Raw genomic sequence first — 26,052 nt, 5'->3', positions numbered from 1 at the left:
CACAAAATCTTCGTGGATGGCGCCTTATTTCTTGAGGCTAAATACTTCGGCTCTGACCTCTGTTATCTGTTTGCCATGAACATATCGTAATAAGCATTCATGATTTCTTTGGCTATGACCGAATTCATATGGTCTTTTTCATCTAGCAGGTTTGGTAAGACAACACTTACCGCAATCTCAGGATTTTCTGTTGGTCCATAAGCCACAATATTACTATTGACTGTTACGATATCGGGATGACCTTCAGCGACTGTTTCGGCTGTCCCTGTTTTAGCAGAAAGATCCATTTTTGCATCTGCTAATGATCGAGCAGTCGTGTAGTTATTTGTTCCATGGACTACTTGATGGAATCCTTCACGTAAAAGGGCCATCTCTTCAGGAGACACGTCTACTGTATTTTCGACAACTGGTTCCATCTCTTTTTTCACTTCACCTAAGTTACCATTCTCGTCGTTCCCGTAAATGCCTTTGACAATGCGTGGTTGGATTCTTTTTCCACCGTTTGCTACTGTTGCTGCATATTGCGCTAACTGGATCGGGGTATACGTATCGAACTGGCCAAATGCCAAGTCAGTAAAGTTTCCTGGTGTGAACCAGTCTTGTCCGTTGTCTGCATTGAATTTCTTCATGTATTCAACAGAGTGTGAGATCCCCGCAGACTCATTTGGTAAATCGATCCCTGTGACTGTTCCAAGTCCAAATTGTTTAAAGCCGTCACGCAATTGTTCATACGCTTGTGCCTCTTCACTTAGACTAGGTAAGCCCATATTTGGTACGTACTCTAACCCTAGCATCTTCAACGCTACTTTGATCATATAGGTATTTGATGAAAGCTCTAACGCTTGGACCACATCCAAAGGTACAGATCCAGTACGATTGAAGACGGAGCTTTTTTCTGAAGAGCCTTGTAATCGAATCGGTTCATCTACTAATACTTGATTACCGCTGATCACGCCACTTTGCCAACCGGCGGCTAACGTACCTGCCTTTACAACAGATCCTGGAACAAAGGCATTCGTGATCGTACCAAGGGCATTTTCAGTCAACTCTTTTGAGCCTTGCTCATGGCTGAAACCCGTCATCGCTAATACTTCACCTGTTTGAGGATTCATCGCGACTACATACGCACCTGGTGAGTATTGGGCTTTTCCATTATCGACTAATTTTTGATAATTGTTTCTAAGAATCTCTTCGACCTTCGCTTGGAACTCTGCATTGATCGATAACATCAAATTCGATCCTTTTTCTCCTGCATACAATTCTTTTTGTTGGATGACATTTCCATTGTTATCTAAAGTGATTTCATATTGTGTCTTTGTGCCTTGCAAGACATCTTCATATTGTTTTTCTAAATAGCTTTGGCCTACTCGGTCATTACGTGAGTAGCCTTTTGCCAAGAATTCTTCCACTTGATCGGCAGGTAAGCCTTGTTTTTCTGATGTTACGCTTCCTAGAATACTCTTTATGGAATCCGCCGCATTATACTGGCGTACCCAGTCAGTTCCTGTTGAAACACCTGGCAGGTCTGATGCATGTTCTGCCACGATCGCCAATTCTTGATCTGTAACACCAGAATTTTTGATGAAAACTGTATTCAGTTCATACGCATTATTCATTCGTTTAAAAATCGTTGCTGCTTTCAATTGTTCCTCATTGAAATTGATTTCCTCATCTGTCACTTTATCTACAGTTGCTTGGTATTGCTCACTCGTACTCAAGCTTTTTTCTTTTGCCGATAGGCGTTCAGTCGCAGCTTTCAAATGATCGGGATCTGCTAACCAAAAATCCTTCTTATCACGTGTAGTCAAATTTTCATCCACTGGCATATCGATCAACTGTGTCAAGGTATTTGCTGTTTTCAGCAAATCCTCCGCTGTCATATTTCTGCCTCTCGTGAATGTGATTGCTTGGTTGGCTTGGTTTGTCACCAAAGCTTTCCCGGTGGCATCGTAGATCATGCCTCGGGGTGAACTTACTTGTACCGTTAGAGACGAAGATGATTTGACTTTTGCTTCTAGTTCCTCACTGTTTACGATCTGCAAATAACCTAATCGAGCAATCAATGACACGAACAACGTAAATATAATGAAAAAAAGGAAATTTAAACGAAAGGGAACATGTGACCGTCGAAACGTTTTATTTTTTGGTTCTTGTGTTCCTTTTTTTATTCGATCTAACCAAGAATTATTTGTATTTTTTTTCATAAAACTTTTCATCATTCCTTCTTTTTCGCCTACTTATAGGCTCCATTGTACCTAAAAAAAACAAAATTAAAAAGTAAAATCCTGATCCGCAAGAAATTCTTTAATTCTCGACCCAAAAAAGACTAGTTTGTTTCACAAACAAGTAATGTGTCACACAAATGGATTCTAAAAAACTTTAAAAAATATGGTTATTTTTGAAAATAAAGTTTTCTTTTACTGTGAAACAATGGAAACAAATATGACATTGTGGAAAACTATCATCTGTTATTTCATTTTTGTTTGACGTAATTTTTGATCACTTCTTTGGTTTGAGTGACTTTCTCGGTTAATTTTTCATTCTTTGCCATATAAAGATAAAAAATGATATCAATCGTTGCAAATTGAGCCAATAATGAGTTAGTTGCTGCACTTCGGTTCGTGATTTCTTTTGGTCTTGATGTCTGGACAACGACATCGGCCAATTTACTTAATCGGTTATTTCCAAATTGAGTCAATGCGATAATATCGATTCCCATTTCTTTGGCTAACTGTCCGATCATCACCACTTCTTTGCTGTTTCCTGAGTTAGAGACAAGCCATAGCACTTTTTTTGTTTCATTACTCACTAATTGTGGCAATAAGACGTGGATGTCTTTTTCAAAAATGATTGGTTTTCCTACACGAGACCATTTTTGGAGGATATCCTCAACGACTAAAGAAGATGCGCCCACACCATATAGATAAACTGTTTGTGCTTCTTCCAGACGCTCAACGACACGTTGGATCATCTCCTCTTCTAAAATATCCACGGTTTCTTTGATCGCTACTTGCGCATTATTCCCTAATTTATGTTTGATTGAATAAAATGATTCATTTGGTTCAATATCGCTGAATCCTTCCACGATACCTGCTTGTAATTCGGTGGAAATAGTGATTTTAAAATCCGTTAAACTTTGAAAGCCAAGTTTTTTGGAGAAACGAACAACTGTGGGAGCGCTCAGGCCCGCCGCTTCTGCTAACTCATTGGCTGTCATCGTTGGTATTTTTTCTACATGTGTTACGATATAATCTGCTAGTTTTCTTTCGGCAGAAGAATAGTCATTCATCATACTTTCAATGCGACTCACTACGCTCATCTCATACACATCCCTTTTTCTAAATGTCTATGTCATTATATCATACTCAAAGGCAAACAATTCTCATACTAAACAAGAAAATAGAGAATATCCTTTGTTCTCTGCCTGCTCAACCGATTACTGTTATTCCTAAAAATCAATCGCTAAAAAAAGAAGCCAAGGTATAAGTGGCAACATGTCACACCCTTATCTTGGTTTCTTTTGACTTATCATTTATGGAGTTTCACAGAATCAGCTATTAAAAACAAAAAAAAAGAAAGAAGCAACATCCAAAAAGAAACTAATACCCATCATTCAGTTCAAACAAATTGCCTTCTGGGTCTCTAAAGTAGGCACTGGTAAATCCTCCCCAAGCCTCTATTTTCTGAGGGTCACCTAAAAAAGTGACACCATTTGCGGTTAACTTCGCATAGTCCTTTTGGATATCCTTCGTAGGTAATATTATCACCACTGTATCAGATATTCCATTTTTAGCAGACTGTATATACCCTTTGACCAAAGACATTTCTTTTGCTGACGTCATATCAAAACAGTTAGGTTCTCCTTTTGCCATAGCAAATGACGTATACGGACCTTTTCGATTTCCCCATGTAGGAACCAATCCTAATTTTTTTGTGTAAAAATCATAACATTCCCCATAATCTTTTTGAATCAACAATCCAATTTTTGCCTGATTAAAGTTCATCTATCGACCACTCCTTTTTTAAGTTAGTTTTATTGTAGCAACTTAGGTTAGTAACGTATTGGATAGAAGCGACATTTTTCGCTGCTCACTCAACTTAACAAACTCAATGGGTGTGAGGCCAATATTTTTTTTGAACTCATTGATAAAATGGGACTGGTCATAATAATTTCCAACAAGCTCCCTTCGATCAGCAGGTTGTTTTAATAAAATGGTCAAACTATGATGAAATTTTATGGTCGATAGAGCCAATTGTGGGGTGAGACCGTAATGCTTTTTGAATAGCCGTTGGACATGCCTTGGACTAAGTCTCGTATATTCGTATAATGCTTGTGGGGAAGCTAATTTTTTTATATATAGTTTTTCAAATAACTGAATGTATTCCGTCGAAGAGATACATTTGGCTAATCCGGATAAATCGCTGATCAGCGATTCTTTCATTTCTTCAATCGTGAGCGCAAAAAGATGGGTTGTATCAAACCCAACATCTACTTCTTCAATGAACAACACTTGATCCATCGCTGCTGTTGCCTCTCGACCAGTGAAAGCAGAAAAAGCACCTGGCTTTAAGCGAAAACCAATATAGTGTTCGGGAAAACTTGAGAGAAAGTTGAAGTCCGTTTTACTTGAACCAGTATAGAAAACAGATTGCTCCAAAACATTGACAATCAAATCAATGCAACCGTCGGCGATGATCACGTCGGTGACCGTACCGCTAAAGTCAAATGAAATAGACTCCCACATACACACCAAGACATCTGCTAAGACTGGGAGAACCGTTTCTTTATAATGTATTTTTTCTTCATATGCTTGATGAAACAGATGATGAGGTTGGATTGGTTGATACATTCTCTACGTTCCCCCTTATTTATCTAATACATTTATTTTAGCACGATCTAGCGTTTTGACGTGTGTAATGAGTGCCCCATAAAAAAACAGGAAGGAACAATTCTTTGTTGTCCTTCCTGTTTTTATTAAATTAGGCGTTGGTTCTCTTGCTAACTCGTCTTAACGGCTGTAATTATGAACCTCTTCTGCCATTGCATCGACAAAGATATTCAAGTCCTCTACAGCAGTTTCTTTACTACCATATCGGCGGATATTGACTGTTGCATCTGCCACTTCTTTATCCCCAACTACGATTTGGTATGGGATTTTTTGCGTTTGTGAGGCACGGATCTTATAACCCATTTTTTCATTGCGATCGTCGACTTCTACACGCAAGCCTTTCATTTGTAGACGTTCTTTGATTTCATAAGCGTAATCTGAATGAGCATCAACTGAAACTGGGATGATCGTTGCTTGGATCGGTGCCAACCAAGTTGGGAATGCGCCTTTGTATACTTCTGTCAAGTATGCCACAAAGCGTTCCATTGTTGAAACGATGCCTCGGTGGATAACGACTGGGCGATGATTATTTTCGCCATCTTCTCCTACATAAGTTAAATCAAAGCGTTCTGGTAATAAGAAGTCTAATTGGATCGTTGATAATGTTTCTTCTGTTCCCAATGCTGTTTTAACTTGGACATCTAATTTTGGTCCATAGAAGGCTGCTTCTCCTTCCGCTTCGAAATAGTCAAGTTCCATTTCATCCATCGCAGCTTTTAACATGATCTGTGCTTTTTCCCACATGGCATCATCGTCAAAATATTTGTCTGTGTTGTTTGGATCACGGTAACTTAAACGGAAGCGATAGTCTGTAATATTGAAATCAGCGTAAACTGCGACCATCAACTCCAACGTACGTTTGAATTCATCTTTGATCTGATCAGGACGAACGAATGTGTGTCCGTCATTCAATGTCATTTCACGTACACGTTGTAATCCAGACAACGCACCTGATTTTTCATAACGGTGCATCATACCAAGTTCAGCGATACGGATCGGTAACTCACGGTAAGAATGGATTGTATTTTTGTAGACCATCATATGATGTGGGCAGTTCATTGGGCGTAGCACGAGCATCTCGCCATCTCCCATATCCATTGGTGGGAACATATCTTCTTGGTAATGATCCCAGTGACCTGAAGTTTTGTATAACTCTACGTCCCCCATGATCGGTGTATACACATGTTGATAGCCTAAGCTGATTTCTTTGTCTACGATGTATCGTTCGATCGTACGACGGATTGTTGCACCTTTTGGTAACCAGAAAGGTAAACCAGAGCCAACTTCAGGAGCTACCATGAATAATTCTAGCTCTTTTCCTAGTTTGCGATGGTCTCTTTCTTTTGCTTCTTCACGCATTTGGATAAACGCTTTTAACGCTTTTTTATCAAAAAATGCTGTTCCATAAACACGTTGCATCATTTGGTTATTTGAATTTCCACGCCAGTAAGCTCCTGCCACAGATAATAATTTGAAGACTTGGATACGACCAGTTGATGGGACATGTGGCCCACGGCATAAATCGATGAATTCTCCTTGTTGGTAGGCAGTGATGACTTCGTCTTCTGGTAATTCGCTGATCAGTTCCACTTTGTAAGGGTCACTTGCAAAGATTTCTAATGCTTCTTGTTTTGATAACACACGACGTTCGATCGGCAAATTTTCTTTGACGATCGCCATCATTTCTGCTTCGATCGCTGGTAGGTCTTCGGCACTGACTTGGCTCTCACCGTTATCAGTATCGTAGTAAAATCCTGAATCGATTGCTGGTCCTACACCAAAGTGGATATTTGGATATAAACGGCGCATGGCTTGTGCCATCAAATGAGCACTTGAATGACGAATCAAAGCAAGTGCGTCTTCATGATCAGGTGTCACAATCTCGATTGAGCCATCCTCTTCGATCCCGCGGTTCAAGTCGATCAGTTCGCCATTCACTTTTCCAGCTAAGGCTTTTTTGGCTAAACTTTTAGAAATACTTTCTGCAATTTCTGCAGTGGTGATCCCTGGCGCAAACTCTTTGACTGCACCATCAGGAAATGTCATTTTTATCATAGGGGTTCCTCCTTTAAATTTCCGTTTTTAGCCTCGCCACCAATAAAAAAAGTCCTAGTATCTGTACAGATACTAGGACGAAAAATTCGTGGTTCCACCTAATTTTGAATACGACATGCGTATTCCTCAAGCGTGATAACGGTACGACCGCCTCTGTTTCAACAAAGGTTTCGAAAGTGGTCATCCTTTGGTTTTCTCCTGGAAAAGTTTCAGCCTAGCTTTTCCTCTCTTATCGAAGACTCTCAAATTCAGTTGTCTTTCTCATCAATCATCTATGTGTTTATTTAACCACTATTATTTCAAAAAATCAAGTCTCGAATTCACTTATTTTTTCCATTCACCATTGACACCATACGTGCCTTTTTTCATTTCGTTGATAATTACATGAATGTGTTCTTTTGGTGCTTGCGTATTTTTATGGACCGCCTCGGTGATATCTTTCATCATGTTTTCTAATTGTTCTGGGCTACGTCCTTCGACTAATTCAACATGTACGAATGGCATGTTTTCAACTTCCTTTCATCGTTCACTTTTGTATTGATCAACTATTGCTTCTCTCTTTGCATCATACCGCAAAAAGATTTTGCTGAAAAGTCTCTTTTATCATTTTGCCTTTAATTTTGTGTGATCATGGCATGTGGTTGTTGTTTCGCTGATTTTTTTGCACGTAACGCACTTAAAATGGAAACTGTATCAACCACTTCTTGAAGCATCGCGCCAAACAATGCTGGAATGACTCCTGTACTGGCAACGAGCATCAAAAAGACACAGACAAAAATCCCAATCAAAACAGATTGTTTCGCTACTTTCATCGTTTCTCTAGAAATCATCACTGCTTCTGCTACTCGTTCTAAATCATCTTTCAAAATGACGACATCTGCGCTTTCACTTGCAGCAGTTGAGCCATGTGCGCCCATGGCGATGCCTACATCTGCGACAGTCAAGGCAGGAGCATCATTGACACCATCTCCTACCATCGTGACAGGCCGCTTTTCTTTGGGGATACTAGTTAAAATCGTTAATTTATCTTGTGGTAAACAACGAGCATGAACTTCGGTCAAGCCAACTTCCTCGGCAATTGCTTCTGCAACCGTACGACCGTCCCCAGTCACCATCAGTAAGTCGGTGATGCCTTGAGCTTTCAAGCGAGCGATTGTTTTACTTGCTTCTGGACGGATTGTGTCTGAGAAGTAGATCGTGCCGGCGTATTTTTCATCAATCGCCACATAGATCGCAGTTGTATCTGTTTTAGCTTCTGGAACATCAATAAAGCGTGCATTCCCTACTTTAACCTGCCTGCCATCAACCGTAGCGGTAATCCCTTGCCCTGAGATTTCTTTCAAATCAGTGACTGGCAACAATTGGGGAACTGCTTGAACTAAGGAACGGGCCAAGATATGGGCTGAGCCTTGTTCCGCACTCGCCGCCACACGTAATAATTCCGCTTCTGAAAACCCTTGAACGGGAGCGACACCAGTTACTTCAAGCATCCCTTTGGTGATTGTTCCTGTCTTATCAAAGGCAATCGTTTTAGTCTCTGCTAATTTTTCCACAGCGGTACCAGTCTTGACAACGATCCCACTTTTACTTGAACGACTCATTCCCGCTACTAGAGCAACAGGTGCAGCCAAAATCAATGGACATGGCGATGCTACAACTAAGACTTGCACAAAGCGTACAGGATCACCACTAGCCCACCAAGCGATTCCGCCGATCAAGTAAGCGATCAAAGTAAAGGGAACAGCATAACGATCTGCTAGACGGACAAAACGTGCGGGTTTTTCTTTCGATTCCTCTACTAGTTTGATAATTAATTGATACTGGCTATCTTCTGCCCGTTTCTCAACCACCATTTTGACAGATGAGTCCCCATTGACCGAACCGGACATCAATTCATCACCGACTTTCTTGCTCATCGGTTTTGCTTCTCCAGTCAATGACGCTTCGTCAAAAGTAGATTCCCCCATGATCACTCGTCCATCAGCTGGAACGATTTCCCCTGGTTTGATCACCAGATGATCGCCGATCTCAAGTGTGTCTACCGCAACATCAAGTTGTTGATCTCCTTGCAATTTATGGGCAGTTCTTGGCGTATTATCTAATAGGGATTGCAATTCCTGACCTGCTTTTTTTTGCGCATAGTCTTCCAAACTTTCGCCACCTGTCAACATGATCAAAATCATCAAACTCGCCCAATATTCATTGACGAGCAATGTCGCAACAATAGCTGTAATCGCTAAAATATCGACCCCATATTTCCCTGAACGCAGTGTTTTGATCATTTCGACAAACATCAAGAAGGCGAGTGTGCCACCGGTGATAGCAATGATCATAAACGCAAGGCGAGGATGGTCGAACATAAACTCACTGATGAGGGCCACCGCTCCAATCAGTAGTGTCATTGCAAATTTTTTAAAATGTGTCATTTCGTTCAGCTCCTTTCTCCACATTTAGAATACCTGTTCTCTAAAGCCATTTAAACTAAAAACCCCTAAATGAAAACAACTATCACTCTCATGTAGTTTTGCGTTTATTTTTAGTTAACTCACTTGTGTACCTTTTTTAGTCAAACTGTGCTATACTTTTAATTCGTTATTTACGGCGGAAGGAGTAAACGATGCAATGAATGAAAGACAATTAGAACAACAGCATGTGGAAGAAACCACACAAATGATCCAACTTGAACAACGCCTATTGAATCGCAAATTAAGCGACTTGACTGAAAAAATGAATGACTCCACAAAAGAAACAGCTAATCACAAAATACGTAGCGGCTCCAACGAGTCTTTTTATGAGTCAGTGGTCGAATACCGCCAACATGAACAAGAATTGCTTTTAAAATACCATACATTAGAATCTCAGCAAAAACGTCTGCAAACATTAGAAGTAATGAAAGAAAGTCCTTACTTTGCTCGTATCGATTTCAAAGAAGAGACGGAAAAAGAAACTCTCTATCTTGGCATCGCCTCATTGAGAGATACAGAAGAAGAAACCATCGTGATCGACTGGCGTGCACCGATCGCTAACCTGTATTACGAAGGAGAAATCGGCCCTGCTTTTTATGAAACAGATGTCGAAAAAATCGACGTCGAACTTCTCTTGAAACGACAGTTCAAAATCGTTGAAGGAAAAATCGTCTCCATGGTCGATACATCTGAAGTCATCAATGATGATTTTCTATTAGAAATCTTGGATGACGCATCAAGTGCTCACATGAAAAACATCGTGTCGACGATCCAAAAAGCACAAAATGCCATTATCCGTGACACCAACAGTAAAGTGATGCTGATCGAAGGAATTGCTGGAAGCGGTAAGACTTCAGCATTACTTCAACGTATCGCATTCATTCTTTATCACAATCGGAAATGGCTAGATGCTGAGAACGTCTTATTGTTCTCACCAAACCATCTGTTTTCTGATTACATCTCCACTGTTTTACCATCTCTTGGTGAAAGTGGTGTTCCGACACAAACCTTCAAAAATTATTTACAGCAATTAGTTCCTGAATTTGAGTTGACTGAAGAAGAACAACAAGAAGTCGGTTTCCTTTCTGGTGCTGATGACCCGATAAAAACGTTGAAATCCGGATTGACTTTCGTTGATCTCCTGGAGACTTACATCCAGACGATCACTGATTTTGGGCCATTGTTCCGTGAGATGAAAATCAATGGTCGAACGATCCTATCCAAAGAAGCGATCCGAAAATGGTACCAAGAAACCAATGAACTACTTCCATTGCATCAACGTCTATCTTTATTACAGACAAAGTTATTGAAAAAATTAGGCGGTCTGCAAAAGGATGAAACCCGTCAGAAGTGGGTCAAAGAGCTTGCTGAAGAACAACTTCAAGAACTATATGCAACCGATCCAAATTTAGAATACACCGAACAAAAAGAAAAATCATTGCGTAAAAAACTTACGAATCAAATCGTGAAAAAAAGATTCCGTAAAGTTCACCGAGGAATTTTACATTATCAATTCGTCAACTTACCGAAACAGTTTCTTCACTTTTTACAAACGATTCCTAAAACGATGTTAACCGCACATGGAATCAGCGAAACTTCTTGGAACGAACATCTTCAAGAAGTCAAAATGAACTTACGGAAAAGAGAATTGCCACAGGAAGACGCCGTCTTGTACTTCCTATTGATGCGTCGAATCCATCCTGTATCAGTCACACAAAAGGCAAGGTATATTTTTATTGATGAAATGCAAGATTTTGCTCCTTCGCAGGTCGCATTGCTGCAATCAATCTATCCAACTGCCAATCTAACATTTTGTGGGGATCTGAACCAAAATGTTTTTGGGAACGAGACGATCACTGGTTCGTTAGAGTCGCTTTTCCCAGAGAAAGAAGTGACCCAATTCCAATTGACGACGAGCTATCGCTCCACGAAGCAAATCACTGATTTTGCCAATCATTTCTTAGCTCACGACAATCTTGTAGAAACAACGGCTCGTGAAGGTCGCCTACCGTTGATCGTCCAAAGTGATTCATCTACAAGCCAAATCAACTGGTTGGAACAAACGATCATTGACACGAAAGAGCAAGCAAAATATTGGCGTACCGCGATCATTGGTAAAACGATCGCTGAATGTGAAGCACTCTATGAACAATTGCCTGTATCCCTGAAAGATCAAGTCCAATTGATTGCTGATGAATCTGATTTTATGAAACGTTCGATTATTCTTCTTCCTGCTTATCTAGCAAAAGGATTAGAATTTGACCGAGTCTTTTTATGGAATGTCGATGATGCACATTTTAATTCTGGTCATGACAAACAAATCTTATATACAATGTGTACGCGTGCCATGCATGAATTGATCCTATTTACATCAGCGAAAGACGCTTCTTTTCTACAAGCATTGGCTACTGAAAATCATGAGTCTCTCGCTTTAGATTGATTCGTTATTAAAAATAAAAAGCATCAGGGGAATCAGTCCTCTCGCACCACTTTAAACTGAATATACGGCGAGAACAGAAGTAACCTCTTCAAAAAATAAGGCGTCATCCACAAAAATTGAAAAAACAATTTTCGTGGATGACGCCTTATTTCTCGAGGCTAAACACTTCTGTCTCTGCCTCTTTTTATTCATCTATCGATCATAACATCAATTCTGTGTTTGGGTATTTCAAACGAACAAGTGCGACGATCATTCGCAATTCTTCGATATTTTCGGGATATTCTGGGTCAAATACTTTACTATGGCGACCAATCCCTCCGTTATCGATCAGACGATAAATACGATTCCAATCCATAAATTGTTCGACTGTTTGGAAATTACTGATCGGGTAACCCCCACTATCTAATATTTCTGATACACGAAAAGCCAAATAAGCTGTATCAATGACTTTTTCTTTTTTCGTATCTACTTTTTGACTTGTTTCGATCAATATCTTTTCTGGTTGATGCTTCAGACTCCAGTCCAATAATAAAAAGAAAGCTTCCATCCGATAATCTTCTTCAAACAACTGAAATGCTGAGTCAGAACGTCGAAAAAGCAATGGAATCAAATATTTTTTTTTATAGATCAGCATGGGCGCGCGATCAACCATACATTCTAGATAACGATTCAAATAGCCTGTGCCTATATAGTTTCCTAAACGATAGCCTTCTACCCCATAAGGTGCATATTTTTGTGCAAGCTTTGAGCAATCGGTGATATTGACTGCCAACTCTTCTACTTTTTGGTAACCGCTTAGAATACGTTCGAAAGGCTCTAGATTAATTTTTGCTTCCATTATTCTTTCCCCGCCTACATCAAATTACTATTCGTTTACTCACGATACTTTAATAATAACACAGGTTGAAATAGAAATGATAATAAATCACAAAAAAACTGTAACAAATAACACAGGATTTTTAATTTAACTACTCTGTATTTGTTCTCTTTCTTTCATATCGTATGACTATACTTCTTTTTTAGCTTCACCAATATTTTCTCTTCTCCGAAAAAATCGTATAAATAAAAGTACGAAAGCAAAACATGACATTAGCTTTTTAAGCAGGATAACAGCTGTTTGTTTTTTTAGGAAAATAAAAAAGTGTCTGGACATTCATCCTCTCGTAACACTTAAAACTGAACAAACGGCGGGAACAGAAGTATCTCTTCACAAATAAGGCGCCAGCCACAAAAATTTGAAAAACAATTTTCGTGGCTGGCGCCTTATTTCTCGAGGTTAAACACTTCTGTTCCGACCTCTTTTATCCGCTTTATTCGATTAATCTTCTAAAGCAACATTATGGAAGACATGTTGGACATCTTCTAGATCTTCTAATACATCGATCATTTTTTCGAATTGTTCTAAGTCTTCGCCAGTCAATGTCACTTCATTTTGAGGGATCATTTGGATCTCCGCAATTGAAAAGTCAGTGATGCCTTTTTCTTTTAGTGCTTCTTGAATACTGTGGAAATCTGGCACTTCTCCGTAAACGATGATTTGGCCATCTTCTTCCATGACATCACGTACATCGATGTCCTTTTCCATCAAGTATTCTAAGATCTCATCTGCATCTTCACCGGCAAAACCAAAAATCGCGGTATTGTCGAACATATAAGATACTGCCCCAGAGACACCCATATTTCCGCCGTTTTTACCGAATGCTGCACGCACATCAGCGGCTGTGCGGTTTACGTTGTTGGTCAATGTGTCTACGATCACCATTGAGCCATTTGGTCCAAATCCTTCATAGCGCAATTCAGAGTATGTTTCATCCCCTGAACCTTTTGCTTTTTCAATTGCTCGGTCGATGATATGTTTTGGTACATTGTAAGTTTTAGCGCGCTCAATGACGAAACGTAGTTTTTGGTTAGCGTGTGGGTCAGGATCACCTGATTTTGCTGCTGCATAGATTTCAATTCCGAACTTCGCATAAACTCGGCTGTTGTTTGCATCTTTAGCTGTTTTTTTAGCTACGATATTGGCCCATTTACGTCCCATAGTTTCACTTCGCTTTCTGATTTGATATAGGATAGATTCTTTTTGATTCGTGCGGGAACACACAAAACGTCCTGTTTCATTATACTTGTGAATCAGGTTTATGTGAAGCTTTTTTTCTCTTCGATCGTTTCGATAAAGACTGGTTTTCGCCCAAATACTTGTTCCGCTACCTCGCCACCTAAGCGATAGATTTGATCACTGCGAACGAGTAGTTTTGCCACTTGCGCTTCTTTTTTGCCGATTTTCACAAAAAGGGCTAAGGCTTTTTTATTTTTGAGACATGCTCTACCTGCTGCTGTAAAGCCCAACACATTGATGTATTCTTGCATCTGTTGCTCTCTCATCTCTTCTTTTTGGATATTCAATAACACGTAGCACGACAGGCGTTGGATCCTCGTCCACGTATAGCGTTTTGTTTTGACTTGTTCGACAAACTCGTAAAATGTATTAGCTGTCTTGGCCGCTTCTAACATCCTGATCTCTAAACCTTCCGTCATCTGGTAGATTTTTTGCAACGAGTCAACGGTGGAAGAAAGAAGACGGTATTTTAGCAAGGGCCAATAGGATGTCCAAGTTTGCAAACTTTCTGTCTTTAAAAATCTCTCTGTCTCTGAGGGAACTGTTGCAGAAATCGATCGATTTTCCGTTAATGCTTTACGAATCGCTGTGGCACTGGCTATTGTTTCTTTTGGTAACTCTTCATCATGATAACCAGCCCCTTTACGGTTGATCGGAACTAGTTCCATTGGATGTTCATAGGTAGCATTTTCTTTTGCATAGCTCAGCCCTAGAATATGATTAGGCGAGGAAAAATCAAGTGAGATTTCTGGGTAGACGTGCTTGAATACCTGTGTCATCTTTTGCGGATAACTCATTGTCTGATCGGGCAACTCTTGAAATGCTTTGGTGATTTGATCCTGATGGTGCAAAACAAATTGACCAAATGCTTGATAATCGAAGGTCGCTTCATCTTCTGTTCCAAAACATAAATAGTCACAGTTTAATTTTTGCAACAGTTGAACTGCTCCTTTAGCAAAATAATCAGCAGATTGTACTGCCCACTCGATTGGTAATTCAACCACGAGATCCACTCCGTTTTTCAAGGCTACTTCTGCACGTTGCCACTTATCTAAAATCGCCGGTTCACCTCGCTGCAAAAAATTGCCACTCATCACCGCAATCACTACGTCGGCACCGGTTCGTTCCCGTGCTTGCTGGACATGATAAAGATGACCATTGTGAAAGGGATTATATTCAACAATGATGCCACATACTTTCATTCGCTTTTCTCCTTTCGCCTAGTAAAAAAGAAGAGACTAAGCTTTTTGATCCAGCCGTCTCTCCTTTTTATTGTTTGCTACAGTTCGTCGATTTCGCCTTCTTCTTTCTGGGCGACAAAAAACCAACGTCTGGATTCTTCGTTAGGTGTTTCGTCTGTAAAATCAGCGAATACTTCTACTTTAGCAAATCCGCTATTCTCTAACATCCGCAAGTAGTTTTCTAGTGGATACGTACGTTCTTGATGTAATTCATCTTCACGTGTGAACGTACCGTCTTTTTCTTGTGATTCGACAAAGAATGTCAAATAATGTTCAATGCTATGTTTTTCTTTCCCCGTATAACTATCCCAAAGAAAGGCAAAATCGTCTCCTTGGTAATGATAACTATACTCCGGAAATACTTGATCGATTTGATAAACGGAATGGACATCAAACAAGAAACGGCCGTTTTCTTCCAATGCCTGATAGACTTCATCGAATACTTGTTGTACTTCTTGATCGTTTTGCATATAGCACAAAGAATCTGAGAAACAAGTGATGGCTTGGTATTGCCCACTCTCTGATAGATCTAACATATTCCCTTCAACAAACTGTACCGATGCTTCTTCTTCATAGGCACGTTGACTGGCGATCATCAGCATTTCTTCTGATAGATCCAAGCCAGTTACATTGTAGCCGTCTTTGGCAAAAGCCACAGCTAATGCTCCTGTACCACAAGCTAGTTCAAGGATGTTTTTAGTTGTTTCAGGCAAATGGCGTTTAGAAAATGCGAGCCATTGTTCATAAAGCCCGTCATCCATGACTTCATCGTAAATAAAGGCAAATGTTTCGTAGGCCATGTTAATCCAACCATTCAGTCAAATCGACAAGTGGCGCATCTGACCATAACTTCTCTAAATTATAAAACCCACGTTCTGGGGCATGGAATACATGGATGATCAAATCACCTAGATCGATCAGAATCCATTTGCCGCCTTCTTTTCCTTCTACGCGTTTTACTTCGTATTTGCTTTCTTCTTCTTTTTCAATGATTTCTTCCACGATGGCATTGATCTGACGTTCACTGTTTGCTGAACAGATCATAAAGTAGTCAGCTAATAGCGACACTTTACGGACGTCTAAAGCTAAAATATCTTCTGCACGTTTTGAATCTGCTGCTTGGACAGCGATTTTTAATTGTTCTTTACTATCGATGATGATTTCCTCCTAATGGGTCAGCTATTTTGCCACCCAATGATTATATGTTTCAATTGTTTTTGGATAAATTTTGCTCTCTTGCGCAATCAAATGTGCTAATGTATGTTTGGTTTCGAATGCAACTGCTTCATCTAAATCGATCATGGCGATCTCACGGGCTTCTTTGACACCTGGAAAAGAACGTCCTGGTTCGATATAGTCAGCCACATAGATGACTTTATCGAGTAAGGACATCTCAGCAGCTCCTGTCGTATGGAGACGGATTGCTTGTAAGATCTCCTCATCAGTGATGCCTAATTCTCGTTCAACAAATGATGCACCGACTAATCCGTGCCAAATTGCATTTCCATAAGCTAATAACTCTGGATCAAGTTGCTCACGTTCGATGAATAAGATAAACTCATCGTCTGGTCGTTCTTTCGCATAATCATGTGTCAATGCGGCGATACTCGCTTTTTCTGGCGAGCAACCATACCTTTCAGCAAGTGCAACAGCTGTTTGTTCTACACCCAAAACATGTTTGAAGCGTTGTTCACTCATTCTCATTTGGACTTTTTGCATCAAGATTTCTCGAGTATAGGCCGTATAATCTGTACTATAATTCATGTTGATACAATCCTTCTTTCTGAATATAATCCAAGACTTTATCTGGGATCAAATAACGGACGGAACAACCTTGTTGAATTTTTTGACGAATCTTTGTCGAACTTAGATCAATCTCAGGGACATCGACCCAGATCACAGGATACGGGGTTTCCACTTGATACCCACGTCGATGGATACCGACAAAGTGGACCATTGTCAATAACTCGTCGATTTTGTACCACTTTGGTAAATATTCGACCATATCACCGCCGATGATAAAATAGTAGTCCGTATCAGGATTATTTTGAGTCAAAGCCTTCATCGTGTCATACGTATAGCTTTTGCCGCCTCGTTCGATTTCAATCGTTTCAATCGTTAGAAAAGGATTGTCTTCGATCGCAAGTTCCAGCATGTTTAAGCGATGTTCTGCCGGTATAGTTGGCTTTTCATCCACATGAGGTGGTTGATAGGAAGGCATTAAACAGACATGGTCTAGTCCTAAATTCTGTCCTGCTTGTTCTGCCATCACTAGATGGGCTAGATGCACAGGATTGAAAGTTCCGCCCAAGATCCCCACCTGTTTTCTTTTCGCATAAAGATGGGGCATTTCTTTTGGAAATACTTGAGGTCGAACAAAGGATTTCGCTTGCGATTTCATCTTCGTCACTCCTTAGATTGCATGTACTTCTTTAGATATCCGTTGGTATTTCTCTTTAGATGATGCTTTGTATAAAACAAGCACGCGTCCGATGATCTGAACCACTTCACATGCGATAGCTTGTTCTAATACTTGTGCCGCATCTTCTGCGATCTCATCTGTATTTTGCAACAATGATACTTTGATCAATTCTCTTTTTTCAAGTGCTTCTTCGATTTGGACGATCATTGCTTCATTGATCCCACCTTTACCGATTTGGAAGATCGGTTGAAGATGGTGTGCCTGACTACGTAAAAATCGTTTTTGCTTTCCTCTTAAACTCATGTTTTTCCTTCTTTCTTAAATCAGTGCTTTTCTTCTTAACACATGTACCCCTTTTGGCGCCCAGCCTGCGATGACTGCTGGTTCCGTTACCGTGATCCAGCCTAGTCCTGCAAAGACGATATCTGTCTTTTCTTTTACAGAAAACTCAAAGCGAACAAGTTCAGGGAATTCACTGACTTCATTCGGACGTGGTGGTTGCAATAAGCCGCCTACATGTTTTTCATAAAAAGTATCGGCTTTTTCTAATTTTGTCCGATGTAAATTGACATCATTTGATACATAAGCAATAAATGAACCTCGTTTGCCACTGATAAAGTCGAATCGAGCTAATCCTCCAAGGAAAAGCGTTTGACCTTCATTCAGCTGATACACCTTAGGCTTGATTTCCTTCGTCGGTGCGATGATACGTAAGTCTTTTTTGCCTAAATAGTGGGCCATTTGATGGCGATGGATAATTCCTGGTGTATCGATCAAAAATTGGCCATCATCCAATGGGATCTCGATTTTATCTAACGTTGTTCCTGGGAACTGCGAAGTCGTGATCACTTCTTGGACGCCTGCCGTATTTTTGATGATCTGATTGATCAATGTCGATTTCCCGACATTCGTCACACCAACGATATACACATCTCGACCCTCACGATATTTTTCGATTTTCTCTAGAAGTGTTGTCATTTCAGGTGCTTTTTTTGCGCTTGTCAACAACACCTCGACAGGTCTTAGCCCTGCTTCATGGGCACGCTCATTCATCCATTGGATCATTTTTGATTTTTTTAATGATTTAGGTAAAATATCGACTTTGTTCCCAACCAAAAGAACTGGATTGTTTCCGACAAAACGATGTAATCCAGGAATCAGTGAACCGTTGAAATCGAAAATATCCACCACATTGACGATCAATGCGTCTTTTTGACCTAATTCATTTAGTAATCGCAAGAAATCATCATCTGTCAGTGATACATCTTGGATCTCATTATAATGTCTCAAACGGAAACAACGTTGACAATAAACATCCCCTGTTGCTAACCCTTTTTCGAGTGCTGCTTTTGGTGTATAGCCTAATTCATCAGGATGTTCAGTTTGGATCATCACGCCACAACCGATACATTGCAATTCTTCGTTCATTCAATGCCACCTCGCCAATCCATATCTGGATGTTTCTTTACTAAATAACTCATGATCTTACGTTCCCAGAACCGATTGAATTTCGTCTTCCAACTATCAGTTTCAATGATTGGTTTAACTAAGACACTACGGATACCGGCACTATTCGCGCCACGAATATCGGTCATGATCTGATCACCAATCATGATGATTTCTTCATCTGCCAGATCCAACATTTTTTTTGCTTTATTGATTCCCACTGGCAAAGGCTTCAAAGCTCTTGCAACATAAAGTAGCTCAAATTTTTTAACTGCACGAGCTACGCGTTCTGAGTTGTTGTTAGAAACAACGACTACTGGTATGCCCGCATTTCTCATTTCTAAAATCCAAGTGAACAATTCTTCCGTTCCATCTGGATTATTCCAAGCAATCAGTGTATTATCAAGGTCCGTCAAGACGGCTTTGATCCCTAGTTTTTTCAGTTGTGCAGGGGTAATTTTATAGACGGCTTCTACCATCCATGTAGGTTTATAATTTGAAAACATGTTGTCTCCTCATCTGCAAAAAATGAAGGAGCACGATATGTACTCCTCAACCCCATATTATACTGTAAAATCTAAAAAAAAACTACCTCTATACATTAAACCTTTTAATGGAGGTAATAACAGAAGGAACCAGCTCCAAAAAATAAGCAATCAGCTCATAAAATAGATTCTTCTATTTCTTGAGTTGGTTGCTTATTACTGAAAGAGTTGCTTTTGGAACATCATTCATATAATTTTAGAAAAACCTAAAGAACTGAAATCACTATCCATAGGTAATGTTGGAAAAGAGCGCCATTTCTTATATCTTATTTTTTACTACAATACTTTGGCCAAAAAATCGATAGTCCGAGGCTGGCTCGTCCGCTCCAGCACCTCACTAGGTGTCCCCTCTTCCACGATCTGTCCTTGATCCATAAAGATGATTCGATCACCCACTTCTTTCGCAAAGCCGATTTCATGAGTGACAATGACCATCGTCATCCCTTCTTGTGCCAATTGCAACATAACCGAGAGTACTTCACCCACCATTTCTGGATCAAGTGCCGAAGTAGGCTCATCGAACAACATGACGTCTGGTTGCATTGCCAACGCTCGGGCAATCGCTATCCGTTGCTGCTGTCCACCTGATAAAGAGTAAGGATAGGCGGTGGCTTTATCTGACAAACCAACTTTTGCCAATAATTCCAAAGCGATCGCCTCGGCTGCTTTCTTAGGCATTTTTTTCACTTTGATTGGTGATAAGGTGATATTTTCTAATACTGTCATATTGGGAAATAGATTGAACTGTTGAAAAACCATCCCCATTTTTTCTCTTGTTTTAAAAATATCGTGTTTCTTATGTGTGATATCCGTTCCCTCAAACTCCACCGTACCGGCTGTAGGAGATTCGAGTAGATTCAAACAACGGAGAAACGTACTTTTCCCTGAACCTGAAGGGCCGATGATCACTACGACCTCCCCGGCGGAAATAGTCGTAGTAATTCCTTTCAATACTTCTGTTTCCCCAAATGATTTATTTAATTGTTTGATCGTTACTATTGATTTTTCCATACGACATTCTCTCCTAACGTTGATACCCTTTTCCGAGTTTTTTCTCCCAACTACTCAACAACCGCGATGTTACAAAGGTCATAACGAAGTATAACCCTGCGGCAATAAAATAAGGTTCCAATGGGATATAGGAGTTTGAGATAACGATCTGAGCAGATCCCATCAATTCATTGATACCGATCACTGTCAGTAAAGAAGAATCTTTGATCAACGTGACAAACTCATTTCCTAATGGTGGCAGGATATTTCTCAACGCTTGTGGGAAAATGACATAACGCATCGCCTGTATAGGACGTAAGCCTAGTGAATACGAAGCTTCTGTTTGTCCCATATCAACAGCCGCAATCCCTCCACGAATGATCTCAGCAACATACGCCCCAGAGTTCAGTGATAATACGATGATTCCTGGTATCAAACGCCCTAAGTCGATGGTTAAAATCCCCACGGACCAATCCACCGCTGGAAAGAAACGTTGCAATAAGATGAATCCGATCATGATCTGCAATAACATCGGTGTGCCTCTTAGTAATTCGATATAACTATTAGCTAACCAATTCCAAGGCTTGATCTTTGAGCGCTTCATCAATGCCATGGCTAGGCCAATCATTGTACCAAAGATGACTGTCAAGATCGAAATGACGATCGTAACGACCGCGCCGGATAAAAAATACGGTAAGTACTTATCTAAAAACGAAAAATTCACACTGCGTCCCTCTATTCTGTCGCTGTTTGTTCAGCTAGTTCATGATTTTTTTTGATGAATTCATCGATTTTTCCCTCATCACTTAATTTTTTGATGATTTTATTCAACTCTTCTTGTAATTCTGTACTCCCTTTTGGTAAGGCAATAGCAAAAGCTTCATCATCTGATTGTTCCAAAGGGATATCTGCAATCATCAAGTTGGGGTTCTGAGCAATATATGCTTCGGCAATCGTTTGTTCAACGACCATGCCATCCAGTGAACCTTGATTGATCTCGATCACCATATTTGGCACTTTATCGATCGTGACTACTTTAGCTTCTTTGATTTGTTCGTTGATCACTGCTTCTTGGATCGAGCCTTTTTGCGCCCCTAAGCTTTTACCTGCCAAGCGATCAATGCTTGTGAACGTGTTTTCATCTTTTTTATTGATCACGAGAACTTGTGGCGGATTGTAATAGTTGTCGGTGAAGTCAAATTGTTCTTTTCGTTCTGCGGTCGCTGAAATCGCTGAGATCGCTACATCGACTTTCCCTTCTTTTAAAGAGGCTAACACCGTGTTGAAACTCATATCTGAGAGCTCCAATTTCACACCAAGCTCATCTGCGATGGCTTTAGCTAAATCAATATCCGATCCGACGATTTGATCTTTCCCATCGACGATCGTATGAAATTCAAACGGCGCATAATCAGCAGACGTCGCCACTTTCAATACACCACTTTCCTTGATTGCTGCTAATTGATCGTTTGATTCAGCTGCATCCCCATTCCCGCAAGCTCCTAATGCGAATGTTGTAACTAAAAATAAAATAATTCCGGAAATCTTTTTCATTGTCTCGCCCCTTATTCATTTTGTTCTGTCATTATAGCATGAAAATTTCAAAAATAAACTATTTTTTGTATATTTATTTAATTTAATTCGTTTTTATGCTTTTAAAATGAATAATAATCACAAATTAAGAATATTTATTTTAATATTTCAAGGGAAGAAATGAAAAAGCTGAGAACCAAGTCTCAGCTTTTTTATTTGATTTTCAGTCTATTTTACTTTGTTTCTCAAAGCCAAACACCTCTGTACCAAGCTCATTGGTTCCGCTGATTTACGCTAAATCACACAATTAATATCGTTTGTCATCTTGATTTGTTCAATTCTTGTAAACTATTGTTTTCTTTCTTGATTTTCAATTTTGATTACATTTTGCATTAGATAAGCAACTCCGTTAACTGTATCTGCAAATGAAATAGAATTCGCAAAAGAATTAACTGAGCGATATTTGTCCCATAGTTTTTCCAAATAACCGCTCCCTTTTATCTTTTCGATTTCCCTTTCATAATAAAAAGATAACGGTTTGTTGTCTCCACGTTTTGTAAATGTATTTCGGACACTTTTATATAGCTCTTTCATATCAATATTTTCTAGTTTTGGGATGGCAAATAGGTCGTAGTAATCTTTCAATCTCGAATTGTCTGTCCCAAAGTTAAATGTAGCACTCAGCTTTTCTGCAATAATCTGTTCTGTTGGATAAGCTGGAATCTCCACTTTTTTATCTTCAAACATCAATTGATGATGATGTATATCTACTTCAGGATAAATAGAATCTCCTGTTGTTACATCCAATTTAAATGGGACACGTATTTTTTCTAAATGAGCAATCAATTTAATTTGAAACCCAGGATAAAAATCAATTTCCCTTGTCTCTTTAATCTCTTGAACAGAGAAAACAATTCCCTCTTTCGTAGGTTTACTAGTTAATTCTTTAAAGATGTTCTTCAATTTTTCTTTAGTTAATTTACTATTTCTAAATGTCGTATCAATATCAATTGTTGTTCTTCTATCAATTCCATATTTTGAACCTAATAGAAAACCACCTTTCAAAATAAAGTCATTTTTATACTTCGATTCAGAGATTTGTTCAACTAAGCGATCCATCATAAAATGCCTTTGAACTAACTGTGCATTTAATCCTATACTTTTTGCAAGATTTCTTGTTTTTGCTGTAAATTGTGTAGGGGTCATATTTTCTCTCCATCAATACAAACTCTGCATATGATATTTCATTTCTTTCTCTACATGTAGTTTTGTCATATAATCTCTTAATTTACTTGGGTCTCTCATAGGATCTCTCATGTACTCTTTTAAAGCTTCTAATTTCATTTCATATTCAATTTCATATCTCGGATTCCAAATATCACAAAGAGTTCGTTCCTTATCGTATATAATAATAGGATTTCCTTGAAAGGAAGTGCCCTCCACTTTCCCTAACTCGTATACTTCCTTCTTCACAAAATGAAATTGTAACTGTTGCTCTTTCGTAATTGAACGATTCACATTATAACCATGTGGAAAAGTCAAATGAATGAAGTTCGGCATGTTTGTAGAAAGTTGATATATATCTAATGTCGTTTCATGAGAAAATATTCCTCTGGAAAATCGTTGCTGAAGACAAAATAAATCATCGATTCCATGACCAGTCTCTACATAATAACCACGATCAACTTTCATCAAAATTCCTTGATTCACCAATCTTTGTACAGTAGTTGCTGAAATTCCTAATTTTCTAGCTTCCTTCATAGATAAATTTCCATCGCGAATACGCAACAACTCTTTCAGCTTATCTTGCATTTAATCCCCTCACTTACGTTACAAATACACTACATTAAACTTATCATAATAGTGTAATTGTAACAAGGCATTCTTCATGCGGGAAAGAAATGGTCGATTACTGTGTAATGGATGTTTCGCGAATATCTGGACAATATAACTTCCTGAAAGCTATACCAAGACGATAAGATACGTTAGCAAGTTTATGCACACACCAAGAACGCCTTACACTATAACTATTCAGATGGCCTACTTAAATAGTTAAGTACCAATATCCAGCACTAAAAAGAAATACCTATGGTTTCAACAACTTTTAAAATTTCAAATCAAAAATCCTGATTCGGTACAGAAAAATATTTTTAATCAATTAAAAGAACAGGGAAAAGATGGTGCCCCCTTCTTTCTGTTCAAATTATTCTGAAATTCCTCTACTTCAATAATCATTTTGCAAGAAGCATCGTTTTTTAAGGCTATTCCTTTACTCAACTATTCCTCATTCCCTGACACAAAACTATATTCAATCTTATGTGAGTCAGATAAACGATTTCCACTTTCACCTACCCAAGAAAATTCTTTTCGATAATCCTTTCCGACTAACGTTGTCGTTTTCTTCTTCTGATTGACTTCGACTGTTACATGTTCGATCTCTTTAACAAATGTTTGAAAAAGTTCATTCGTTTTTAGGTCTTGTTCTGCGGATGTAAAATCTGGTGTCAGCAAACTTTTGATTTCTTGTTCTTCACTGCTTGAGAGTTTTAAATCTGCGGGATCTTGATAAAGGCTTTGTGCCAGTTGGATTTCTTTCATGATCTCTAAATTTCCCTCTTTAAGAGTATAACTTCCTCTGTTTTGTAGCGTCCCAGCATTCGTCACTTGAACAATTTCGATGTTTTTTAATCGGTCCTCATTCGATTTAGAGCAGCCAGTCAAGAATAGCGACAAAGAAATTACACCTCCCAAAAAAAGAACATAAAATAACTTACTTAACAACTTATAAAACACAACATCAACTCCTTTTTAATAAGAATATCACACACAAAAAAATATCAAATAATAACTAAGTTATGATTTGATCGGAAATAATAAACTAACTATAATAAAATTGTAACAAATAAAAAAAAGAGGTTTAATATAAAAAAAAAGGTTATTTTTAGTTGTTTTGTTGGCGTTACTTTTTTCAGTATGTTGTTACCTAGCCAAATCGTCCAGACCCAAGAAATAATCGAGCATACAGAACCATTTTCTAGCATCCAATCAATAGGTTCAAATTCAGATAACTTAGACTCAAAAGCAATATTGACTAGATATTGGACGTCAGGATGGATTAAAACAGGTAGCCCCGCTCCCGCAGTAGCTTTCTTTCAAAGCGGTGCATATAGGGGATGGTTAAGCAGATATCGTGAACTACCAAGTCATTATGGTACAACTGGTTATTATGAAGGTTACTTTTATCATAACTCCGTTCCATTTCCAGTTCCATCAAAATTAAATATTTTGAACAATGACTTATTATCACCAATTGATGAGGAGGATCTAAAATGAAATATTTCAAACAAATTTTAATAGCTTCAATAGTAATTTCTGGTCTATTTTTATTTACTGAAAGACACAATGCAAACACAAACTTAGCAATAGCGGAATATACCTCAATATCTATAGAACCTTTAGGTAGTAAAATCATCTATCACACAAGACGATCTACTACGTTAGCCGGGTTAACTAACACCATGATTTATAATGATGGAATTTATTGCGGACAATTAACTTTACAGTCTTGGTCTTATGAAAAAGATTTTTCAACTGGAAGAATGTGGTATGTGGGTATATATAAAGGAACTGTACGTTCTAATGGTGGTTGTTCTATTGGTTAATTAATTAGTGAGAAAAATGAACAATAAATAAACTGCAATAAAGGACAACTTCACTTCATTTTTTCTCGCTATTATCTTAGACATCTCAAAAAGCTTGTACATATATATATATTGAATAGTAGTATCTAACCACAAATAGCCCGATTTGATAAACCAAATCAGGTTATTTGTGGTTAGAAGATGTTTATTTTTATGTATTGCGATAATTACACAGTAAATAAGTGGGATATACTTCATTAAAAGAATAA

The 26,052-nt window shown here is 38.9% G+C and carries 26 protein-coding genes; 3 read left to right on the top strand and 23 right to left on the bottom strand.

Annotated features, from left to right (window positions below):
• Positions 1–62 precede the first annotated feature (62 nt).
• The 7 genes from ACH0AK_RS09310 to ACH0AK_RS09280 all read right to left on the bottom strand — a co-directional run bounded on the left by ACH0AK_RS09310 (position 63) and on the right by ACH0AK_RS09280 (position 9,370).
• A complete protein-coding gene (locus tag ACH0AK_RS09310) occupies positions 63–2,219 on the bottom strand; it encodes a peptidoglycan D,D-transpeptidase FtsI family protein (RefSeq protein ID WP_041684181.1) in 2,157 nt (718 codons plus the stop codon).
• A gap of 254 nt (positions 2,220–2,473) precedes the next feature.
• A complete protein-coding gene (locus tag ACH0AK_RS09305) occupies positions 2,474–3,319 on the bottom strand; it encodes a MurR/RpiR family transcriptional regulator (protein ID WP_010735849.1) in 846 nt (281 codons plus the stop codon).
• Between the two features lie 280 nt (positions 3,320–3,599).
• A complete protein-coding gene (locus ACH0AK_RS09300) occupies positions 3,600–4,004 on the bottom strand; it encodes a VOC family protein (protein ID WP_137072136.1) in 405 nt (134 codons plus the stop codon).
• A gap of 42 nt (positions 4,005–4,046) precedes the next feature.
• Entirely contained in the window at positions 4,047–4,850 is an 804-nt protein-coding gene (locus ACH0AK_RS09295; RefSeq protein ID WP_137072133.1) for an AraC family transcriptional regulator, read from the bottom strand.
• Positions 4,851–5,009: 159 nt separating this feature from the next.
• The gene (thrS, locus tag ACH0AK_RS09290) at positions 5,010–6,944 is read right to left on the bottom strand and encodes a threonine--tRNA ligase (RefSeq protein WP_019723795.1); all 1,935 of its coding nucleotides are present in this window, start codon (positions 6,942–6,944) and stop codon (positions 5,010–5,012) included.
• 324 nt (positions 6,945–7,268) lie between these two features.
• Positions 7,269–7,448 (bottom strand): 2-hydroxymuconate tautomerase, encoded by a 180-nt coding sequence (gene thmT, locus ACH0AK_RS09285; protein ID WP_002287649.1) that lies wholly within the window; start codon positions 7,446–7,448, stop codon positions 7,269–7,271.
• Positions 7,449–7,558: 110 nt separating this feature from the next.
• Positions 7,559–9,370, bottom strand: coding sequence for a heavy metal translocating P-type ATPase (locus ACH0AK_RS09280; RefSeq protein WP_023519423.1), 1,812 nt, complete (start codon positions 9,368–9,370; stop codon positions 7,559–7,561).
• A 196-nt stretch (positions 9,371–9,566) separates the two neighbouring features.
• On the opposite strand from ACH0AK_RS09280, the gene helD reads away from it, so the two are divergent.
• A complete protein-coding gene (gene helD / locus ACH0AK_RS09275; protein ID WP_224434622.1) occupies positions 9,567–11,849 on the top strand; it encodes an RNA polymerase recycling motor HelD in 2,283 nt (760 codons plus the stop codon).
• Positions 11,850–12,048: 199 nt separating this feature from the next.
• On the opposite strand, the gene ACH0AK_RS09270 is transcribed toward helD, so the two are convergent.
• The 16 genes from ACH0AK_RS09270 to ACH0AK_RS09195 all read right to left on the bottom strand — a co-directional run bounded on the left by ACH0AK_RS09270 (position 12,049) and on the right by ACH0AK_RS09195 (position 24,935).
• On the bottom strand, positions 12,049–12,687 hold the full coding sequence (locus ACH0AK_RS09270; RefSeq protein WP_010735856.1) for a hypothetical protein: 639 nt from the start codon (positions 12,685–12,687) through the stop codon (positions 12,049–12,051).
• Between the two features lie 480 nt (positions 12,688–13,167).
• Positions 13,168–13,887 carry a YebC/PmpR family DNA-binding transcriptional regulator gene (locus ACH0AK_RS09265; protein ID WP_029594248.1) on the bottom strand — a complete coding sequence of 240 codons (720 nt, stop codon included), beginning with the start codon at positions 13,885–13,887 and terminating at the stop codon, positions 13,168–13,170.
• 98 nt (positions 13,888–13,985) lie between these two features.
• Entirely contained in the window at positions 13,986–15,167 is a 1,182-nt protein-coding gene (locus ACH0AK_RS09260) for a nucleotidyltransferase (protein WP_499796864.1), read from the bottom strand.
• A gap of 77 nt (positions 15,168–15,244) precedes the next feature.
• Positions 15,245–16,006: a class I SAM-dependent DNA methyltransferase gene (locus tag ACH0AK_RS09255; RefSeq protein ID WP_010735859.1), complete on the bottom strand. Its 762-nt coding sequence runs from the start codon at positions 16,004–16,006 to the stop codon at positions 15,245–15,247.
• Position 16,007: 1 nt separating this feature from the next.
• On the bottom strand, positions 16,008–16,361 hold the full coding sequence (gene rsfS, locus ACH0AK_RS09250) for a ribosome silencing factor (protein WP_034688417.1): 354 nt from the start codon (positions 16,359–16,361) through the stop codon (positions 16,008–16,010).
• A gap of 24 nt (positions 16,362–16,385) precedes the next feature.
• Complete coding sequence (yqeK, locus tag ACH0AK_RS09245; RefSeq protein ID WP_023519420.1) at positions 16,386–16,970, bottom strand: bis(5'-nucleosyl)-tetraphosphatase (symmetrical) YqeK; 585 nt, start codon at positions 16,968–16,970, stop codon at positions 16,386–16,388.
• Positions 16,960–17,607, bottom strand: a complete 648-nt coding sequence (locus ACH0AK_RS09240) for a nicotinate-nucleotide adenylyltransferase (protein ID WP_137072127.1) — start codon at positions 17,605–17,607, stop codon at positions 16,960–16,962. Before ACH0AK_RS09240 ends, yqeK begins: the two co-directional genes overlap by 11 nt.
• A 12-nt stretch (positions 17,608–17,619) precedes the next feature.
• Positions 17,620–17,931, bottom strand: coding sequence for a ribosome assembly RNA-binding protein YhbY (gene yhbY, locus ACH0AK_RS09235; RefSeq protein WP_010735863.1), 312 nt, complete (start codon positions 17,929–17,931; stop codon positions 17,620–17,622).
• Between the two features lie 15 nt (positions 17,932–17,946).
• Complete coding sequence (yqeH, locus tag ACH0AK_RS09230) at positions 17,947–19,056, bottom strand: ribosome biogenesis GTPase YqeH (RefSeq protein ID WP_010735864.1); 1,110 nt, start codon at positions 19,054–19,056, stop codon at positions 17,947–17,949.
• Positions 19,053–19,580, bottom strand: a complete 528-nt coding sequence (locus tag ACH0AK_RS09225; protein ID WP_010735865.1) for a YqeG family HAD IIIA-type phosphatase — start codon at positions 19,578–19,580, stop codon at positions 19,053–19,055. The genes yqeH and ACH0AK_RS09225 overlap by 4 nt, the downstream gene beginning before the upstream one ends.
• A gap of 315 nt (positions 19,581–19,895) precedes the next feature.
• Positions 19,896–20,630 (bottom strand): amino acid ABC transporter ATP-binding protein, encoded by a 735-nt coding sequence (locus tag ACH0AK_RS09220; protein ID WP_010735866.1) that lies wholly within the window; start codon positions 20,628–20,630, stop codon positions 19,896–19,898.
• Positions 20,631–20,643: 13 nt separating this feature from the next.
• Positions 20,644–21,333: an amino acid ABC transporter permease gene (locus tag ACH0AK_RS09215; RefSeq protein WP_226076818.1), complete on the bottom strand. Its 690-nt coding sequence runs from the start codon at positions 21,331–21,333 to the stop codon at positions 20,644–20,646.
• 11 nt (positions 21,334–21,344) lie between these two features.
• On the bottom strand, positions 21,345–22,163 hold the full coding sequence (locus ACH0AK_RS09210) for a transporter substrate-binding domain-containing protein (RefSeq protein WP_226076820.1): 819 nt from the start codon (positions 22,161–22,163) through the stop codon (positions 21,345–21,347).
• A 327-nt stretch (positions 22,164–22,490) separates the two neighbouring features.
• Positions 22,491–23,348, bottom strand: a complete 858-nt coding sequence (locus ACH0AK_RS09205) for a nucleotidyl transferase AbiEii/AbiGii toxin family protein (RefSeq protein WP_194179747.1) — start codon at positions 23,346–23,348, stop codon at positions 22,491–22,493.
• Between the two features lie 12 nt (positions 23,349–23,360).
• Positions 23,361–23,954 carry a type IV toxin-antitoxin system AbiEi family antitoxin domain-containing protein gene (locus ACH0AK_RS09200; RefSeq protein WP_195514478.1) on the bottom strand — a complete coding sequence of 198 codons (594 nt, stop codon included), beginning with the start codon at positions 23,952–23,954 and terminating at the stop codon, positions 23,361–23,363.
• Positions 23,955–24,419: 465 nt separating this feature from the next.
• On the bottom strand, positions 24,420–24,935 hold the full coding sequence (locus tag ACH0AK_RS09195; RefSeq protein WP_226076821.1) for a hypothetical protein: 516 nt from the start codon (positions 24,933–24,935) through the stop codon (positions 24,420–24,422).
• Between the two features lie 180 nt (positions 24,936–25,115).
• On the opposite strand from ACH0AK_RS09195, the gene ACH0AK_RS09190 reads away from it, so the two are divergent.
• Both ACH0AK_RS09190 and ACH0AK_RS09185 read left to right on the top strand, forming a co-directional pair.
• Positions 25,116–25,475, top strand: coding sequence for a hypothetical protein (locus tag ACH0AK_RS09190; protein WP_499796863.1), 360 nt, complete (start codon positions 25,116–25,118; stop codon positions 25,473–25,475).
• The gene (locus tag ACH0AK_RS09185; protein WP_226076825.1) at positions 25,472–25,804 is read left to right on the top strand and encodes a hypothetical protein; all 333 of its coding nucleotides are present in this window, start codon (positions 25,472–25,474) and stop codon (positions 25,802–25,804) included. The genes ACH0AK_RS09190 and ACH0AK_RS09185 overlap by 4 nt, the downstream gene beginning before the upstream one ends.
• The last annotated feature ends 248 nt before the right edge of the window (positions 25,805–26,052 follow it).

Source organism: Enterococcus pernyi (assembly GCF_045371165.1).
Classification (GTDB): domain Bacteria; phylum Bacillota; class Bacilli; order Lactobacillales; family Enterococcaceae; genus Enterococcus_B; species Enterococcus_B pernyi.
The sequence above is the reverse complement of the archived record's forward strand: the minus strand, read 5'-3'. Positions and strand labels throughout refer to the sequence as shown.